This is a genomic window from Vibrio sp. V12_P9A6T4 (assembly GCF_963874835.1).
GTDB lineage: Bacteria > Pseudomonadota > Gammaproteobacteria > Enterobacterales > Vibrionaceae > Vibrio > Vibrio anguillarum.
Genome location: NZ_CAWNJO010000051.1, coordinates 1 through 16,770, shown reverse-complemented (window position 1 = coordinate 16,770; position 16,770 = coordinate 1). Strand labels below are relative to the sequence as shown.

Sequence of the window (16,770 nt, the reverse complement as noted above, 5' to 3'; positions counted from 1 at the left end):
TTGGCGATTATCCAACCCGATATGACAGGAAGAATGGGAGCGCACATGAAGTGCAAACACAACATGGTTTACTGTGCCATACACAGTTTGGGAGGGTTACGATGACAGGAGCACAACTGGTTGTAGCCGCATTAAAGCAGCAGGGAATCAAAACCGTTTTTGGTTATCCCGGCGGCGCTATCATGCCAATCTATGATGCATTATACGATGGCGGTGTAGAACACATTCTCTGTCGCCACGAACAAGGTGCAGCCATGGCGGCGATTGGCATGGCGCGCTCGACACAAGATGTCGCGGTGTGCATGGCCACCTCAGGACCCGGAGCGACCAATTTGGTCACCGGTCTTGCCGATGCATTTCTTGACTCAATCCCCCTTGTCGCCATCACCGGCCAAGTCGCAAGCTCACACATTGGTACCGATGCTTTTCAAGAGATGGACGTGATTGGTATGTCACTCTCTTGCACCAAACACAGCTACCTCGTTACCGATATCCACGATCTCGCACCCACCCTTGCCGAAGCCTTTGAGGTAGCGAAAGCGGGTCGCCCCGGCCCGGTGATTGTGGATATCGCTAAAGATGTACAACTGGCAAAAACCCCCGTGACTGAGCTACCTGCGTTCACTGCGCCAGCCATGCCAGTTGCCAGCCAAGAGCAGCTTCACGCAGCGCAACAACTGCTTTCACAAAGCTCTCGTCCTGTATTGTATGTTGGCGGTGGCGTTCAACTGGCCAAAGCGACCGATTCCGTACGCGAGTTTTTACGCCTCAATCCGATGCCATCAGTAAGCACTTTAAAAGGCTTGGGCACGATTGAGCGTCATGATCCGCATTACCTTGGCATGCTTGGTATGCACGGGACTAAGGCGGCAAACTTGGTCGTTCAAGAGTGTGATTTGTTGATTGTGGTTGGAGCGCGCTTTGATGACCGAGTAACGGGAAAACTGGATACTTTTGCACCACACGCCAAAGTGATTCATATCGATATCGATGCGGCCGAGTTTAATAAACTCCGTATCGCCAATGCGTCACTACGTGGTGACATCAATCTCATTCTTCCACAACTGGAACTGACGCGTGATATCGCACCGTGGGTTCACCACAGTGAAAGTTTGCGCAGTGGCTTTAAGTGGCGCTATGACCACCCGGGCGATCTCATTTTTGCACCATTGTTACTCAAACAACTGTCCGACATGATGCCCGATTCAGCCATCGTCTCAACCGACGTTGGCCAACATCAAATGTGGGCCGCGCAGCACATTCAGCCGCGTGCTCCACAGAACTTCATCACCTCAGCTGGCCTTGGAACTATGGGCTTTGGGTTGCCCGCCTCAATGGGTGCTGCCGTTGCTCGCCCAGATGATCAATCCATTCTCATTTCCGGGGATGGCTCGTTCATGATGAATGTTCAAGAACTTGGTACGCTCAAGCGCCGCCAAATCCCGGTCAAGATGGTACTACTGAACAACCATCGTTTGGGTATGGTGCGCCAATGGCAATCGCTGTTCTTTGATGGCCGCCATAGTGAAACGATTTTGGATGACAACCCAGATTTCGTGATGCTAGCTAAGGCGTTCGATATTCCTGGCAAAACCATCACCAAAAAAGAAGAAGTTGAACCAGCACTTAAAGAAATGCTGGCCAGCAAAACAGCTTATCTGCTTCACGTTTTGATTGATGAAGAAGAAAACGTATGGCCGCTTGTACCACCGGGCGCCTCAAATAGTGATATGTTGGAGAACACCTAATGGATAGATACCTATTAGACATCAAAGCCGATGATAAACCGGTGCTATTAGAGCGTGTTCTGCGCGTGATTCGCCATCGTGGATTTGTGATAAAACAAGTGGCCGCAACGCAAAACCACGCCAGCAAAGTCGCCAGTGTTGAAATCATTGTTGATAGTGATCGCCCCATCAGCACACTGATCAATCAAATTGAAAAATTATGGGATATTCGCAGTGTCGATGTCACCCCAATAAAAAATAACGAACTACCGAATAACAATTTACAACAAAAGATTTGTGCATAAGGAAGGCAATAAATGGCAACAAAAACTGCAGATTACATTTGGTTCAACGGTGAAATGGTTCCGTGGGCAAATGCAAACGTTCATGTACTGACACACGCGATGCACTACGGCACTTCGGTGTTTGAAGGTGTGCGTTGTTATAACACTCCTAAAGGTCCAATCGTCTTCCGTCATAAAGAGCACGCTCAACGCCTAAAAGATTCAGCAAAAATTTACCGTTTCCCTATCCCCTATACGATAGAAGAGATCATGGAAGCGACACGTGAAACATTGCGCGTCAATAAACTGGATTCAGCCTACATTCGCCCACTTGGCTTTGTTGGCAACGTCGGCCTTGGCGTTTGCCCCCCAGTGAACACTGAAATGGAGTTAATCATTGCCGCCTTCCCTTGGGGTGCTTACTTAGGTGATGAAGCGCTAGAAAATGGTGTGGATGCGATGGTTTCTAGCTGGCATCGCGCTGCGCCAAACACCATTCCAACCGCAGCCAAAGCGGGTGGTAACTATTTATCGTCTCTGCTTGTCGGTGGTGAAGCTCGTCGTCATGGCTATGCCGAAGGTATCGCCTTAAGCGTGGATGGTTATTTATCTGAAGGTGCAGGCGAAAACATTTTCGTCATCAAAAACGGTGTGCTGCTCACGCCACCAACCACCAGCTCCATCTTGCCGGGTATCACGCGTGATTCGATCATGACGCTGGCTAAAGAGATGGGCTACGAAGTGCGTGAAGTGAACATTGCGCGTGAAGCTCTCTATCTTGCTGACGAAATTTTTATGACTGGCACCGCCGCCGAAATCGTCCCTGTACGGAGCGTAGACCAAATTACGGTTGGAGAGGGCAAACGTGGGCCAATCACGAAAGTGATGCAAGAAGCTTACTTCGGCCTATTTAACGGCACCACTGAAGACAAGTGGGGCTGGTTGGATTACGTGTACCCACAACCGAAGTAATAGAGGACGATAGACAATGCCAAAGTATAGATCCGCAACGACGACACACGGACGTAATATGGCTGGAGCGCGCGCATTATGGCGCGCCACTGGCGTCAAAGATGAAGATTTCGGTAAACCGATTATTGCGGTGGTTAACTCGTTCACTCAATTCGTACCGGGCCACGTGCACCTCAAAGATATGGGGCAATTGGTTGCGGGTGAAATCGAAAAAGCCGGCGGCATCGCCAAAGAATTTAATACCATCGCGGTAGATGATGGTATCGCCATGGGGCATGGCGGCATGCTGTACTCACTGCCCTCACGCGAGTTGATCGCAGACTCTGTCGAGTACATGGTTAATGCACACTGCGCTGATGCGATGGTCTGCATTTCCAACTGCGACAAAATCACCCCTGGGATGATGATGGCGGCACTGCGCATTAATATTCCCGTTATCTTTGTTTCTGGCGGGCCAATGGAAGCGGGTAAAACCAAGCTTTCTGATCAAATCATCAAACTCGATTTAGTCGATGCGATGATCCAAGGCGCTGACCCTAAAGTCTCCGACGCACAAAGTGAACAAATTGAACGCTCGGCCTGCCCAACCTGTGGTTCTTGTTCTGGCATGTTTACCGCCAACTCAATGAACTGTCTCACCGAAGCGTTGGGACTTTCTCAACCAGGTAATGGTTCGATGTTGGCCACGCATGCCGATCGTGAGGCGCTCTTCATCAACGCAGGTAAACGCATTGTTGAATTAACCAAGCGGTACTACGAACAAGATGATGCATCCGCCTTACCGCGTAATATTGCCAACAAAGCCGCATTCGAAAATGCGATGGCGCTCGATATTGCCATGGGCGGCTCAACCAACACCGTATTGCACCTATTAGCAGGCGCTCAAGAAGGTGAAATCGATTTTGACATGGGTGATATCGACCGCATGTCACGCCGCGTACCTCATCTGTGTAAAGTCGCGCCATCGACTCAAAAATATCATATGGAAGATGTACACCGCGCGGGTGGCGTGATGGCGATTCTTGGTGAATTGGATCGCGCCGGTCTCATCAACAATCAAACTCGCACCGTGTTGGGTTTATCGATGAAAGAGCAGCTGGCTCAATACGACATTATGCAAACGCAAGATGAAGACGTCTTAACCTTTTTCCGTGCCGGTCCTGCGGGTATTCGTACCACTAAAGCCTTCTCACAACAATGCCGATGGGATCGCCTCGATGACGATCGCAAAGAAGGCTGTATTCGTACCAAAGAGCATGCTTTTAGCCAAGATGGTGGCCTAGCCGTCCTATCAGGCAACATTGCCGTTGACGGCTGTATTGTCAAGACAGCAGGGGTTGATGAAGGTAGCCTGAAATTTGCAGGCCCAGCCGTGGTCTTTGAAAGCCAAGAAAGTGCCGTTGAAGGTATTTTAGGCGGTAAAGTGAAGGCTGGTGATGTTGTCGTCATCCGCTATGAAGGCCCGAAAGGCGGCCCGGGTATGCAAGAAATGCTTTACCCAACCACGTACCTCAAATCAATGGGGCTAGGCAAAGAGTGCGCGCTACTGACTGACGGTCGTTTCTCTGGGGGGACTTCCGGTTTATCAATTGGTCACGTTTCTCCAGAAGCTGCGAACGGCGGAACGATAGGTTTGGTGAATTCTGGGGATATTATCGCCATCGATATTCCAAACCGCTCCATTACGCTCAACGTTTCAGAAGCTGAACTGGCTGAGCGCCGCGTAAAACAAGACCAGCTCGGTTGGAAACCTGTCAATCGCCAGCGTGAAGTCTCTTTGGCATTGAAAGCCTACGCAAGTATGGCCACCAGCGCTGATAAAGGGGCTGTTCGAGACAAATCTAAGCTAGAGGGCTAGCGGATGAGCGACTCAGGTAACGCAACTCAAACTGGCGCAGATTATCTGCGCCAGATCCTGCGCGCCCCCGTGTATGACGTCGCAACGGTGACGCCACTGCAGGATATGCCCCGCTTATCGGCGCGCATCAAAAATCGCGTTCAGCTCAAGCGTGAAGATCGCCAGCCTGTGCACTCTTTTAAATTACGCGGCGCTTATAATATGGTGTCGAGTTTATCTGAGGTGCAAAAACAAGCTGGGGTGATTGCCGCGTCAGCAGGCAACCACGCGCAGGGAATGGCTCTATCGGGAACAAAATTAGGCATTAAAACCACCATTGTGATGCCTAAAACTACCCCTGATATCAAAGTCGAAGCGGTGCGCGGTTTTGGCGGTTTGGTGATTTTGCATGGCAACAACTTTGATGAAGCCAAAGCCGAAGCGGAACGCTTGGCTCACGAGCAAGGTTATACGTTTGTCCCACCGTTCGATCACCCACTGGTCATTGCAGGGCAAGGCACTATTGGCATGGAAATGCTGCAACAAAATGGCCACCTTGATTACATTTTTGTACCAGTCGGCGGTGGCGGTTTAGCCGCTGGGGTCGCGGTGCTCATCAAACAGCTGATGCCAGAAATCAAAGTCATTGCGGTTGAACCTGAAGATTCTGCTTGTTTAAAAGCAGCACTCGAGGCAGGTAAACCCGTGGTGCTTGACCAAGTCAGCATGTTTGCCGACGGTGTCGCGGTAAAACGTATTGGTGATGAAACCTTCCGTTTGTGTCAGCAATACATTGATGGCCACATCACGGTATCAAGCGATGAAATCTGCTCGGCGGTTAAAGATATCTTCGAAGACACGCGTGCGATTGCCGAACCTTCTGGAGCGCTTGCTCTGGCTGGTCTGAAGAAATTCACGGAAAAACATAAGCTGGTGGATAAACAGTTAGGCACCGTACTTTCAGGGGCTAACACCAATTTCCACGGCTTGCGTTACGTGTCGGAGCGATGTGAGCTAGGCGAAAAACGTGAAGGGCTTTTGGCGGTGACCATACCTGAACGCCAAGGCGCGTTTTTTGAGTTTTGTAATATCATTGGCGGTCGCGCGGTCACCGAGTTCAACTATCGCTATAACGATGACAAGCTGGCCAACATTTTCGTCGGTGTACGCCTGTTAAGTGGGCAAGAAGAGCTCGACAACATCATTCACGATTTACGCCATGGTGGCTACCCTGTGGTGGATCTATCGGATGATGAAATGGCCAAACTGCATGTCCGTTATATGATTGGAGGCAAACCCTCTAAGCCGCTAAAAGAGCGATTATACAGCTTCGAATTTCCGGAATATCCGGGCGCTCTGCTGAAATTTCTCAGCACGCTTGGCACACACTGGAACATTAGCTTGTTTAATTACCGCAATCATGGCGCCGATTATGGGCGCGTATTGTGTGGTTTTGAACTCGAAGAGAGCGATTTAAACCGCTTCTCCGCTCACCTTAGAGAATTGGGTTACCAATGCAAAGATGAGACAGACAATCCTTCATACCAGTTCTTCTTATCCTAAAGCTCAATGCCAGTCCCACGACTGGCATTTTTTATGAGTGATGCATAATACGCATAGAACCAATGCTAAAGTTTCATTTTAGTCATAGTTAATTCAGTACTACACTTAGCGACATCTTATGCTTGCTGTGCCAATCTGGAGATCCGAATGTTTAAAGCGTTAATCCTTAATCAACAAGAAAAAAACACAGTTGCCACCATTGAACAAATCGACGAATCACAATTACCGCAAGGTGAAGTTTTAGTCGCGGTCGATTACTCATCATTGAATTACAAAGATGGTTTAGCCATTACAGGTAAAGGCAAAATCATTCGCAATTTCCCTATGGTACCGGGCATTGATCTTGCGGGAACCGTACTTGAATCCCAAGATACTCGCTACCAAAGCGGTGATAAAGTTGTACTAACCGGTTGGGGAGTGGGTGAAAACCATTGGGGTGGTATGGCGCAAAAAGCACGCTTGAAAGCCGATTGGTTAGTACCACTCGCGCACGGCCTTGATAGCAAAAAAGCGATGATGATTGGCACTGCTGGCTTTACTGCCATGCTTTGCGTGCAAGCCATTTTAGATGCGGGTATTCAACCGGAAAAGGGTGAAATATTGGTGACGGGTGCCAGTGGCGGCGTGGGTTCAGTTGCTGTAACACTATTAGCTAAGCTAGGTTATACAGTTGCTGCGGTAACGGGTCGTGTTGAACAAAATGGTCCACTGCTAGAAAAACTAGGAGCAAGCCGCATTATTGATCGCAGCGAATTTGAAGAGCCAGCTCGTCCGCTGGAAAAACAGATTTGGGCTGGCGCGGTCGATACAGTAGGCAGCAAAATGTTAGCCAAAGTGTTAGCCCAAATGGACTACAACAGCACGGTTGCCGCGTGTGGTTTAGCGGGTGGTTTTGATTTACCCACCACAGTCATGCCGTTCATTTTGCGCAATGTACGCCTGCAAGGTGTCGACTCCGTCTCTTGCCCACTAGAAAAACGCATGGCAGCATGGGAAAGCTTAGCGAAACTGCTACCTGCAAGCTACTTTGAGCAAGCGTGTGAGGAAATCACCCTCGAACAAACAGCGCAGTACGCTGAAACGATCACCAATGGTCAAGTGACTGGTCGCGTGGTGATTAAGCTTTAAACTATTCATTCATCAAGCTTTGGTCTTACTCAAAGCTTGATGATTTTTACCCCTCTAACTGCATCTCTTCAATACGTTTAGCAATCAACCGGCTGCACTCTTGTTTGACGATCTGCCTTAACCATTCTTGGGCAGGAGAATGCTCACATCGCGAGTGCCAAATCATAGAGTAGTCAAACGGCGTAAACTGAAACGGTAACGGCTTCACCACCAATGCGTAACGCTCTGCCACTAAATAGGCCAGATCCGCAGGCACCGTAATAATCAATGGCATGGTATCAACAATCGCTAGCGCAGCTTCTAAATGATAGGCTCTGAGCACCATTTTCCGTTTAGGCTGCCCACTTAATGCTTGTTCAATTAAGGCATTAACACCATCACTGATCGCAATCATCGCATGAGGGTATGTCAGGTAATCCGCTAAAGAGATCTGCCGATTCGCCAACGGATGGTGTTGGGAGAGCAAACAAAGCACACCGACTCGCCCAAGCACCTCACTCATCAATGGTGCTACTGGCGACGTTGGGCGACAAATCGCTAAATCAGCCCCTTCATAAGTCAGTTGATCGGCCAACCTATCATGCTGCAAAGGTAAAAACTCAAACGACACGTTTGGTGCCTCTTGATATATCCTTGGTAAAGCAAACGGTAAGATGGTCTGCATTGCGTAATCTGTCGTGGCAATGGTGAAGGTTTGTTCACATTGCTGGGGGTCAAATTCAATAGGTGAAAGGATTTGACGTAGAGACTCCAATGGCTCGCCTAAGGCGCGATTAAGCTCCAGCGCTTTTTCAGTCGGAATGAGATGCTGACCTTGACGCGTAAAAAGAGGATCATTGAGCAGATCACGTAACCGGCCTAATACACGGCTCATGGCTGACTGGCTAAGATTTAAACGCTGGGCCGCTTTACTGACACTGCTCTCTTCTATCAACACTCTCAGTGCAATCAATAAATTCAGATCGCGACGATAGATATCTTCCAACTCCATGCAATAACCCCACTTTTGTCATTGGTAAATAGGCTCAGTGTACGCGTTAGGCAAAAAAAATCCCGCCTTTCAGCGGGGAAGCCCAAGAAAATGGGGATAGTGTCGGAATGTGTTACGTGTCGTATTAGTGCAATGCGTTGATCAATATGTGATGGATTAGTGATTCTGCTCTTCTGAGATGCCTTTCCAAAGATGCATCTCAAGCCAGATCCCAACCAGTGACGCACTGACACCAAAAAGTGGCATCCATGACGTTTCTGCAGGCGTTCGCATCACTAAGGCACAAAATGAGATAAAGCAGAGAACCGAATAAATGGTTAACCTATCAAGCGCTGTTAACATAAGTGCCTCACCAAATTGTTATCAACTTGTTAAGTAAGTTAAAACAAAAAGATCACTTTGCCAAGTGGTTATTGAATATTTTTTCCTCGCCAGTATTATCTACGCCTTGCGATAACATCGATTAGGTTTGAATATGACATTTGATCCGGCACTTGCCACACAAATACTCGAAGCCGAAGGATTGCGCTGTCCCGAGCCTGTAATGATGGTCAGAAAAACCATTCGAACCATGCAAGATGGCGAAATTTTACTAGTGAAAGCCGATGACCCGTCAACCACTCGAGACATTCCCAGTTTTTGCCGCTTTATGGATCATCAGTTAATTGCGGAGAAAGTGGACACATTGCCCTATCTCTATTTGATTAAGAAAGGATTGAGTTAAGCCTCGATCTAAGTGATGCATACGCAAAAGAAAAGGCGACCTCAAAAAGGCCGCCTTTTGCTATTGATTCATTGCGCTGCACACTACTCATTAAACTCGATGGTGCGGATCTCTGATTGCAGTTTTGTAATCTGCTTTTGCAGGGTTCGAATTTCATCGTGCATCGGGATAATGTGCGCGACTCGGATCCAAGATTCCACCATTAAGCCACACAATATGATTGCGCCGGCCACCATGGGTAGCCACATTTCCGTCAACGCCATACCCAACAACGTCAGCACAAAACCGAACGTAAACAAGTAACTTTGGCTCTTGGCGGTCATTCCCATATAACGTGTCAGCATATGCATTCCCTCTTAGACTTGCATCATCTAGCACTACAGTAACATGACCAGTATGGCATAAATTTGTCACTCATCACGCAACCGTAGACGTTGGGCGACAAGTTGAGTAATAAATTGTGTCACGCTCACTCGCCCAATCATCTAATCGATTGGAATTACCAAATCGCCGCGCCGATCGCTAATATCAAAAAGAGTACCGCCGTGATTTTACGAATAAGTCCTAGCGGCATTTTATCGGCGGATAATTTACCAATCAGCACCACAGGTACGTTAGCCAGCAACATACCAATCGTCGTTCCGAGCACCACCCACAGTAGAGCATCCGCATATTGCGCACCAAGAATAGACGTTGCTATTTGGGTTTTATCGCCAATTTCAGCGACAAAAAAAGCGATGAAGCTAGCGACAAAAGGACCTCGATTGGTAATCTTTTCATCACCGTCGAGTTTGTCTGGAATTAACACCCAACCCGCCATGGCAAGGAAGCTGGCGACCAACACCCATTTAAGGATTTCTGGTGACAGGTAATCGGCAACGACCACGCCCAGCCAAGCAGCGAGTGCATGGTTAACCATCGTTGCGACAAAAATGGCGGCAATAATAGGCAAAGGTTTACGATAACGACTGGCTAGCAGCAGAGAAAGCAGTTGGGTTTTATCGCCAATTTCAGCTAAGGCGACGGTAGTAATTGAAATAGCTAATACGCTCACGACAGGCTCAATGGGGCGGGATAATTATAATAACCATAGACAAACGCCACTCCCCGCCCCGGTTTGTGATGTTTGTCTAAGGTCTTGCTAAGCTAAAATGACTTTAGCCTCGAACGCCACGGTGATTTGGCACCAATTATGTTGACGAACGAACCATTAAGATAAGAAATCTCACTGGTAAGCTACTCCCCAAAGACGGCGCAATTCTAATCAGGCCGAGTGAAAATCTCAAGTTAGAAATAAGTCAAAATCGTTCATGTGCAGGAATTTGGCACAATCGATGCGATAAATTCGACCAAAACGGATTTTCGACCATTAATTAAGCAAGATTACCCCTACTCGCTGAGCGAATATCTGGGTATACTTGTTCGTTATTTTCATCCATTCAGACAGAAGAATCGCGCGAACCTGACTATGCAAAAATACGATATCAAAACCTTTCAGGGTATGATCCTCGCGCTGCAGGATTATTGGGCCCAACAAGGCTGTACCATTGTTCAACCATTAGACATGGAAGTTGGTGCAGGAACCTCTCACCCAATGACATGCCTGCGAGCTTTAGGCCCAGAGCCCATTGCAACGGCGTATGTTCAACCCTCTCGTCGTCCAACGGACGGTCGTTATGGTGAAAACCCAAACCGCCTGCAACACTATTACCAATTCCAAGTCATCATCAAACCTTCACCAGACAACATTCAAGAGTTGTATCTGGGGTCTTTAGAGGTGCTCGGTGTTGACCCACTAGTACACGATATTCGTTTCGTGGAAGATAACTGGGAAAACCCAACCTTAGGTGCTTGGGGTCTTGGCTGGGAAGTGTGGCTAAACGGCATGGAAGTAACTCAATTTACTTACTTCCAACAAGTCGGCGGCCTTGAGTGCAAACCTGTCACCGGCGAAATCACTTACGGTATTGAACGTCTTGCCATGTACATTCAAGGCGTGGATTCAGTGTATGACTTAGTCTGGACAGATGGTCCATTAGGTAAAGTCACCTATGGTGACATTTACCATCAAAATGAAGTCGAACAATCCACTTACAACTTCGAACACGCGGATGTCGATTTTCTTTTCACTTTCTTCGACCAGTGCGAAAAAGAGTGTAAGCATCTACTTGAGCTAGAAAAACCGCTGCCACTTCCTGCCTATGAGCGTATTTTGAAAGCGGGCCATGCCTTTAACCTATTGGACGCGCGTAAAGCGATTTCGGTGACAGAACGTCAACGTTACATCCTACGCATCCGTAACCTGACCAAAGCGGTTGCAGAAGCGTACTACGCATCTCGTGAAGCACTCGGCTTCCCTATGTGTAAAAAGGGTGAGGATAAATAAGATGGCAAAAGAATTTCTAATTGAATTAGGCACAGAAGAGCTACCACCAAAACAACTTCGCACTTTGGCTGAAGCGTTTGCGGCTAACTTTGCCGCAGAATTGAAAACCGCTGAACTGGCACACGAAGGCATCAAATGGTTTGCAACCCCTCGCCGTTTAGCACTGAAAGTGACCAACTTGGCCCAAGGTCAAGCGGATAAAGTGGTCGAAAAACGTGGCCCCGCTATTTCTGTTGCTTTTGATGCCGATGGCAATCCAACCAAAGCAGCACAAGGCTGGGCGCGTGGTAACGGCATTACTGTTGAGCAAGCGGATCGCCTAACAACAGAACAAGGTGAATGGCTACTGTTCAAACAGGAAGTCAAAGGCCAAGATGCCAAAGCCATTGTGGTTGAACTTGCCGCCAAAGCGTTAGCAAACTTGCCTATCGCCAAACCCATGCGCTGGGGGGATAAAGAAACACAATTTATCCGCCCAGTAAAAACTCTGACTATTTTGATAGGCGATGAACTGATCGAAGGTGAGATCTTAGGCGTAGCTTCTGCGCGCACCATTCGTGGTCACCGCTTTATGGGCGAAAAAGAGTTCACCATCGATTCAGCAGAACAATACCCAGCGATTTTAGAACAGCGCGGTAAAGTGATCGCCGATTACGATGCGCGTAAAGCGATAATTATTGCGGATGCACAAAAAGCAGCGCTACAGGTTGGCGGTGTTGCCGATCTTGACGATGACTTGGTTGAAGAAGTGACCTCACTGGTTGAATGGCCAGTGGTGCTGACGGCGAAATTTGAAGAAAAATTCCTTAAAGTACCGTCAGAAGCTTTGGTTTACACCATGAAAGGTGACCAAAAATACTTCCCGGTTTATTCTCATCAGATGAGCGACGCGAATAAGCAATTGCTGCCTAACTTTATTTTCGTCTCTAACATCGAGTCGAAAGAGCCTCGCCATGTTATCGAAGGCAACGAGAAAGTCGTTCGTCCACGCTTAGCGGACGCGGAATTCTTCTTTAATACCGATCTCAAAAGCAAATTAGTCGATCGTCTACCACGACTAGAAACCGCGATTTTCCAGCAGCAGTTGGGTACGATTAAAGATAAAACTGACCGTATTACTGAACTGGCTGGTTACATTGCAGAACAGATTGGCGCGGATGTAGAAAAATCAAAACGTGCGGGCTTACTGGCTAAATGCGATTTGATGACCTCAATGGTGTTTGAATTTACCGACACGCAAGGCGTGATGGGTATGCATTATGCTCGCCATGACGGAGAAGCAGAAGAAGTCGCCGTTGCACTAAACGAACAGTACATGCCACGCTTTGCTGGCGATGCTCTGCCAACCAATGGCGTTTCCGCCGCTGTGGCAATCGCAGACAAGCTAGACACCATAGTCGGCATCTTCGGTATTGGCCAAGCACCAAAAGGCTCGGATCCCTTTGCTCTGCGTCGCGCATCACTGGGTGTACTGCGCATCATCGTTGAATACGGCTATAACTTGGACTTAGTTGACCTCGTAGCAAAAGCGAAATCGCTGTTTGGTGATCGCCTTACCAACGACAACGTTGAGCACGATGTAATTGAGTTTATGCTTGGCCGTTTCCGTGCTTGGTATCAAGATGAAGGTTTTAGCGTCGACATCATCCAAGCGGTACTTGCTCGTCGTCCAACCAAACCCGCTGATTTTGACAAACGTGTTAAAGCGGTTTCCCACTTCCGTGAACTGGAAGCGGCTGAAGCCCTAGCGGCGGCAAACAAGCGTGTCGGTAACATTTTAGCGAAATTTGACGGTGAACTGGCTGCAGAAATCAACCTAACACTTCTTCAAGAAGCGGCCGAAAAAGCCTTAGCGGAAGAAGTGGAAGTGATGACCGAAGCACTAGAACCTGCTTTCGCTACCGGTGATTACCAACAAGCATTGAGCAAGCTGGCAGCACTACGTGAACCTGTTGATGCTTTCTTTGATAATGTCATGGTGATGGCAGACGATGAAGCATTAAAACAAAACCGTTTAACGCTGCTCAACAACTTGCGTAATCTGTTCCTACAAATTGCTGATATTTCACTGCTGCAAAAGTAGTCGCTGATATTTCGGCACACAAATTAATCTATCAAAGCCCAGCGGCCATCCGCTGGGCTTTTTGTTTTATCTGACCGCAGTGTGTTATTTGGCGAAAAATAGTGCTTTGACTCGCAAAAACATTGGGGTATGTTCAAGGATTACTCGATGGGCATGGCATCGTTTCATGCCCCTTTATGCAAGCAAATACAAGAATGAATTAGGCAGTCAGCAATGCAGTTTTCGAAATTTGGTGAAAAATTTAATCAGTATTCCGGTATTACCCAGTTAATGGACGATCTCAATGATGGCCTGCGCACCCCCGGAGCCATTATGCTCGGCGGTGGTAACCCAGCCGCCATTCCCGCCATGATTGACTACTTTCATCAAACCAGTGCTGACATGCTTAGCAGTGGTGAACTGATCGCTGCCCTCGCCAACTATGATGGCCCACAAGGTAAAGATCTGTTCGTTAAATCTCTCGCAAAACTGCTCAAAGAAACCTATGGCTGGGAAATCAGTGAAAAGAACATTAGCTTAACCAATGGCAGCCAGAGTGGATTTTTCTATCTATTTAATCTATTTGCTGGCCAGCAAGCTGATGGTTCACATAAGAAAATTTTACTGCCATTAGCGCCTGAATATATTGGTTATGGTGATGCCGGGATAGATGAAGATATTTTTGTCTCCTATCGCCCAGAAATAGAACTACTCGACAATAGCTTATTCAAATACCACGTGGATTTCGAAACCTTGAACGTGGATTCGTCGGTGGCCGCCATTTGCGCTTCCCGTCCAACCAATCCGACGGGAAATGTACTCACAGAACAAGAGATCCACAAGCTCGATAAGCTGGCTAGAGAGAACAATATCCCACTGATTATCGACAATGCATACGGCGTTCCATTTCCAAACATCATTTTTGAAGAGATTGAACCCTTTTGGAATGACAACACCATTTTATGCATGAGCCTTTCGAAACTGGGTTTACCCGGTGTGCGCTGCGGTATCGTCATTGCCAACGAAACCATTACCCAAGCATTAACCAACATGAATGGCATCATTAGCTTAGCGCCAGGCAGCATCGGCCCAGCCATTGCTCATCATATGATTGAAAAAGGCGATCTATTAAGGCTCAGTCGCGATGTGATCAAGCCCTTCTACCAGCAGAAATCACAAAGAGCAGTCAAGTTACTCAAGCAAGCCATTAGCGACCCGCGCTTTCGTATCCACAAACCAGAAGGGGCGATTTTTTTATGGCTCTGGTTTGATGAGCTCCCTATAACCACCATGGAACTTTACCAACGTCTAAAAGCCAGAGGAGTATTGATTGTACCGGGTGAATATTTCTTTATTGGTCAACAAGACGATTGGCAACACGCGCATCAGTGTCTGCGCATGAACTACGTGCAAGATGATGAAGCCATGCAAAAGGGCATTCAAATTATTGCTCAAGAAGTGGCATTAGCTTATCAACAGTAATTCATCCTTTCTGCCATGAAAAAGAGCGCCAAAAGGCGCTCTTTCACTACTTTAATGTGGCCAGTAACTTAATTGTTCTCAATTAAGTTTTTGCCATTAATCGCAATTTTACGTGGTTGCATCGCTTCAGGTGTTTCACGTTCAAGATCCACGTGTAGCAAGCCATTTTCCATTGTGGCTCCGAGTACTTTGACATAGTCGGCCAATTGGAATTTACGTTCAAAATCGCGCTCAGCAATACCTTGGTAGACGTAGTTTTTATTCTCTTCGGGTTTACGTTCACCACGCACAATCAGCGTATTTTCTTGTTGAGTAATCTCAATCTGCTCTTCAGAAAAACCAGCTACCGCCATCGTGATGCGATATTTATTGTCGTCTTGCTGTTCAATATTGTACGGAGGGTAACCCGCAGAGCTATTCTTCGCTGAACTGGATTCCATCATGTTTAATAGACGGTCAAAACCAATTGCGTTGCGGTATAAAGGAGTGAAATCTACTGTTCTCATCATACTATCCTCATCATAAGCAATAGCCTTAACGCATAGGCGCTAAGCCGTTAGCAGCCATTCTTTCAACATGGAGCTAACAACACATTTAATAATCACAACACAAGGCTCCTCTTAAGAGAGCAAACCTGTGTCGCCATTCCAGAGGTCCTTACGGCATCCTCTTCATTGATAGATATAGGGGCACTAAAATTCTTTTCAAGGATTTTTTGAAAAATTTTTTAGTTCCCGCTAAAGCGAACAGAAACTAGAAAGAGGACATCGAATCAAACTGATACTCCGTAGAGTTACAAAGCCTTCATTAGCAGGATATAGAGTCAATACAGAGACATAAAAAAGCCTAACGATATCATTAGGCTTTATTTTGCACTTTAACCGATGAAAACTTATTTTATTTTCCGCGTTTTTTCCTTTCTTTAATTACACTGCTTTCTTCCATTTTTTCTTGCTTTAATTTCCGCTTTTCTTTTAGGCTAAGTTGCGCTTTTTTCATATCTTTCTTACTCATAGTAATCTCCTTATTTTAACGAAGAAATTCAATTTACACACGTTAGTGACTTTTCAGGAAGAATATTAACCACTTTATATTCTCGCTCTTTTCCTAAAATATATAATTTAAAACACTCTTGTTCACGTAATCCAAAAATAGAAGCGCCTAAATAAGAGTAAAGTGATACGAGACCATCATTAGGGTTGTTCCGCTCACCAAGCACTATAATAATTTGATAAGGTTGACACTTTCCTGTATCAACAAAGCTGACCCTATCTCCAACGTTGACTCGGCGCTCTGCCGTAGAATATCTGGCCAATGATTCTGCTTCTATTCTCTCGAAAAGAGTCAGTAAAATCAGTGGAGACTGATAGGTAACAAATAAGCTTGTTATTATTTTACTTTTAAAAAGAACAAGCCAACGCTTAAATAAGTTGATATTTATCACTCCTTACAATAATTCCAAAAATAGATTAGATAATATCCGAAAGTTAGACCTTCGGATTTATTACTGTAAGATAAATAACAAACCCACATCTCCTAAAAAGTAATTAACGAATACTATATCGGCCAAAAAATATAATTCAAGCTCATAAAAACCTCTAAAAACATGGAATA

The 16,770-nt window shown here is 46.7% G+C and carries 16 protein-coding genes and 1 riboswitch; of the genes, 10 read left to right on the top strand and 6 right to left on the bottom strand.

All coding sequences use genetic code 11. From position 1 onward, the window contains the following. Positions 1-101 precede the first annotated feature (101 nt). The 6 genes from ilvG to acuI all read left to right on the top strand — a co-directional run bounded on the left by ilvG (position 102) and on the right by acuI (position 7,511). Positions 102-1,748 carry an acetolactate synthase 2 catalytic subunit gene (gene ilvG, locus AACQ42_RS08275; RefSeq protein WP_017044151.1) on the top strand — a complete coding sequence of 549 codons (1,647 nt, stop codon included), beginning with the start codon at positions 102-104 and terminating at the stop codon, positions 1,746-1,748. Beyond that, positions 1,748-2,032, top strand: a complete 285-nt coding sequence (gene ilvM, locus AACQ42_RS08270; protein WP_010319930.1) for an acetolactate synthase 2 small subunit — start codon at positions 1,748-1,750, stop codon at positions 2,030-2,032. Before ilvG ends, ilvM begins: the two co-directional genes overlap by 1 nt. Before the next feature lie 12 nt (positions 2,033-2,044). Further along, positions 2,045-2,983 carry a branched-chain-amino-acid transaminase gene (gene ilvE / locus AACQ42_RS08265; protein ID WP_010319931.1) on the top strand — a complete coding sequence of 313 codons (939 nt, stop codon included), beginning with the start codon at positions 2,045-2,047 and terminating at the stop codon, positions 2,981-2,983. Between the two features lie 16 nt (positions 2,984-2,999). Further along, complete coding sequence (gene ilvD, locus AACQ42_RS08260) at positions 3,000-4,841, top strand: dihydroxy-acid dehydratase (RefSeq protein WP_017046358.1); 1,842 nt, start codon at positions 3,000-3,002, stop codon at positions 4,839-4,841. Positions 4,842-4,844: 3 nt separating this feature from the next. Beyond that, positions 4,845-6,383: a threonine ammonia-lyase, biosynthetic gene (ilvA, locus tag AACQ42_RS08255; protein WP_094166120.1), complete on the top strand. Its 1,539-nt coding sequence runs from the start codon at positions 4,845-4,847 to the stop codon at positions 6,381-6,383. A gap of 147 nt (positions 6,384-6,530) precedes the next feature. Further along, positions 6,531-7,511, top strand: coding sequence for an acrylyl-CoA reductase (NADPH) (gene acuI, locus AACQ42_RS08250; RefSeq protein WP_094166119.1), 981 nt, complete (start codon positions 6,531-6,533; stop codon positions 7,509-7,511). A gap of 46 nt (positions 7,512-7,557) precedes the next feature. On the opposite strand, the gene AACQ42_RS08245 is transcribed toward acuI, so the two are convergent. Continuing rightward, complete coding sequence (locus tag AACQ42_RS08245) at positions 7,558-8,502, bottom strand: LysR family transcriptional regulator (RefSeq protein WP_088728511.1); 945 nt, start codon at positions 8,500-8,502, stop codon at positions 7,558-7,560. 156 nt (positions 8,503-8,658) lie between these two features. Continuing rightward, complete coding sequence (locus AACQ42_RS08240; RefSeq protein WP_010319936.1) at positions 8,659-8,844, bottom strand: hypothetical protein; 186 nt, start codon at positions 8,842-8,844, stop codon at positions 8,659-8,661. A 133-nt stretch (positions 8,845-8,977) separates the two neighbouring features. Here AACQ42_RS08240 and tusA point away from each other — a divergent pair, with 133 nt between their 5' ends. After that, the gene (gene tusA, locus AACQ42_RS08235) at positions 8,978-9,226 is read left to right on the top strand and encodes a sulfurtransferase TusA (protein WP_020977692.1); all 249 of its coding nucleotides are present in this window, start codon (positions 8,978-8,980) and stop codon (positions 9,224-9,226) included. Between the two features lie 83 nt (positions 9,227-9,309). Here tusA and AACQ42_RS08230 read toward each other — a convergent pair whose 3' ends face one another. Continuing rightward, positions 9,310-9,570: a hypothetical protein gene (locus AACQ42_RS08230; protein WP_010319938.1), complete on the bottom strand. Its 261-nt coding sequence runs from the start codon at positions 9,568-9,570 to the stop codon at positions 9,310-9,312. 155 nt (positions 9,571-9,725) lie between these two features. Next, positions 9,726-10,280, bottom strand: coding sequence for a TMEM165/GDT1 family protein (locus AACQ42_RS08225; RefSeq protein WP_017046363.1), 555 nt, complete (start codon positions 10,278-10,280; stop codon positions 9,726-9,728). Positions 10,281-10,369: 89 nt separating this feature from the next. After that, positions 10,370-10,483: riboswitch (yybP-ykoY riboswitch) on the bottom strand. Positions 10,484-10,694: 211 nt separating this feature from the next. Here AACQ42_RS08225 and glyQ point away from each other — a divergent pair. The 3 genes from glyQ to AACQ42_RS08210 all read left to right on the top strand — a co-directional run bounded on the left by glyQ (position 10,695) and on the right by AACQ42_RS08210 (position 15,156). Next, positions 10,695-11,612 carry a glycine--tRNA ligase subunit alpha gene (gene glyQ / locus AACQ42_RS08220; protein WP_013855568.1) on the top strand — a complete coding sequence of 306 codons (918 nt, stop codon included), beginning with the start codon at positions 10,695-10,697 and terminating at the stop codon, positions 11,610-11,612. A gap of 1 nt (position 11,613) precedes the next feature. Beyond that, the gene (gene glyS / locus AACQ42_RS08215; protein ID WP_094166118.1) at positions 11,614-13,695 is read left to right on the top strand and encodes a glycine--tRNA ligase subunit beta; all 2,082 of its coding nucleotides are present in this window, start codon (positions 11,614-11,616) and stop codon (positions 13,693-13,695) included. A 213-nt stretch (positions 13,696-13,908) separates the two neighbouring features. Next, entirely contained in the window at positions 13,909-15,156 is a 1,248-nt protein-coding gene (locus AACQ42_RS08210; RefSeq protein ID WP_094166117.1) for a valine--pyruvate transaminase, read from the top strand. 68 nt (positions 15,157-15,224) lie between these two features. On the opposite strand, the gene AACQ42_RS08205 is transcribed toward AACQ42_RS08210, so the two are convergent. Then, positions 15,225-15,662 (bottom strand): Hsp20 family protein, encoded by a 438-nt coding sequence (locus AACQ42_RS08205; protein WP_010319943.1) that lies wholly within the window; start codon positions 15,660-15,662, stop codon positions 15,225-15,227. Between the two features lie 536 nt (positions 15,663-16,198). Further along, entirely contained in the window at positions 16,199-16,600 is a 402-nt protein-coding gene (locus AACQ42_RS08200) for a GreA/GreB family elongation factor (RefSeq protein WP_254918597.1), read from the bottom strand. Positions 16,601-16,770 lie beyond the last annotated feature (170 nt).

Coding starts and splice junctions, on each gene's coding strand:
- AACQ42_RS08240 (WP_010319936.1), bottom strand. CDS start 8,844: ATGTTAACAGCGCTTGATAGGTTAACCATTTATTCGGTTCTCTGCTTT.
- ilvG (WP_017044151.1), top strand. CDS start 102: ATGACAGGAGCACAACTGGTTGTAGCCGCATTAAAGCAGCAGGGAATC.
- AACQ42_RS08210 (WP_094166117.1), top strand. CDS start 13,909: ATGCAGTTTTCGAAATTTGGTGAAAAATTTAATCAGTATTCCGGTATT.
- ilvE (WP_010319931.1), top strand. CDS start 2,045: ATGGCAACAAAAACTGCAGATTACATTTGGTTCAACGGTGAAATGGTT.
- tusA (WP_020977692.1), top strand. CDS start 8,978: ATGACATTTGATCCGGCACTTGCCACACAAATACTCGAAGCCGAAGGA.
- glyS (WP_094166118.1), top strand. CDS start 11,614: ATGGCAAAAGAATTTCTAATTGAATTAGGCACAGAAGAGCTACCACCA.
- ilvM (WP_010319930.1), top strand. CDS start 1,748: ATGGATAGATACCTATTAGACATCAAAGCCGATGATAAACCGGTGCTA.
- glyQ (WP_013855568.1), top strand. CDS start 10,695: ATGCAAAAATACGATATCAAAACCTTTCAGGGTATGATCCTCGCGCTG.
- AACQ42_RS08230 (WP_010319938.1), bottom strand. CDS start 9,570: ATGCTGACACGTTATATGGGAATGACCGCCAAGAGCCAAAGTTACTTG.
- AACQ42_RS08245 (WP_088728511.1), bottom strand. CDS start 8,502: ATGGAGTTGGAAGATATCTATCGTCGCGATCTGAATTTATTGATTGCA.
- ilvA (WP_094166120.1), top strand. CDS start 4,845: ATGAGCGACTCAGGTAACGCAACTCAAACTGGCGCAGATTATCTGCGC.
- ilvD (WP_017046358.1), top strand. CDS start 3,000: ATGCCAAAGTATAGATCCGCAACGACGACACACGGACGTAATATGGCT.
- AACQ42_RS08205 (WP_010319943.1), bottom strand. CDS start 15,662: ATGAGAACAGTAGATTTCACTCCTTTATACCGCAACGCAATTGGTTTT.
- acuI (WP_094166119.1), top strand. CDS start 6,531: ATGTTTAAAGCGTTAATCCTTAATCAACAAGAAAAAAACACAGTTGCC.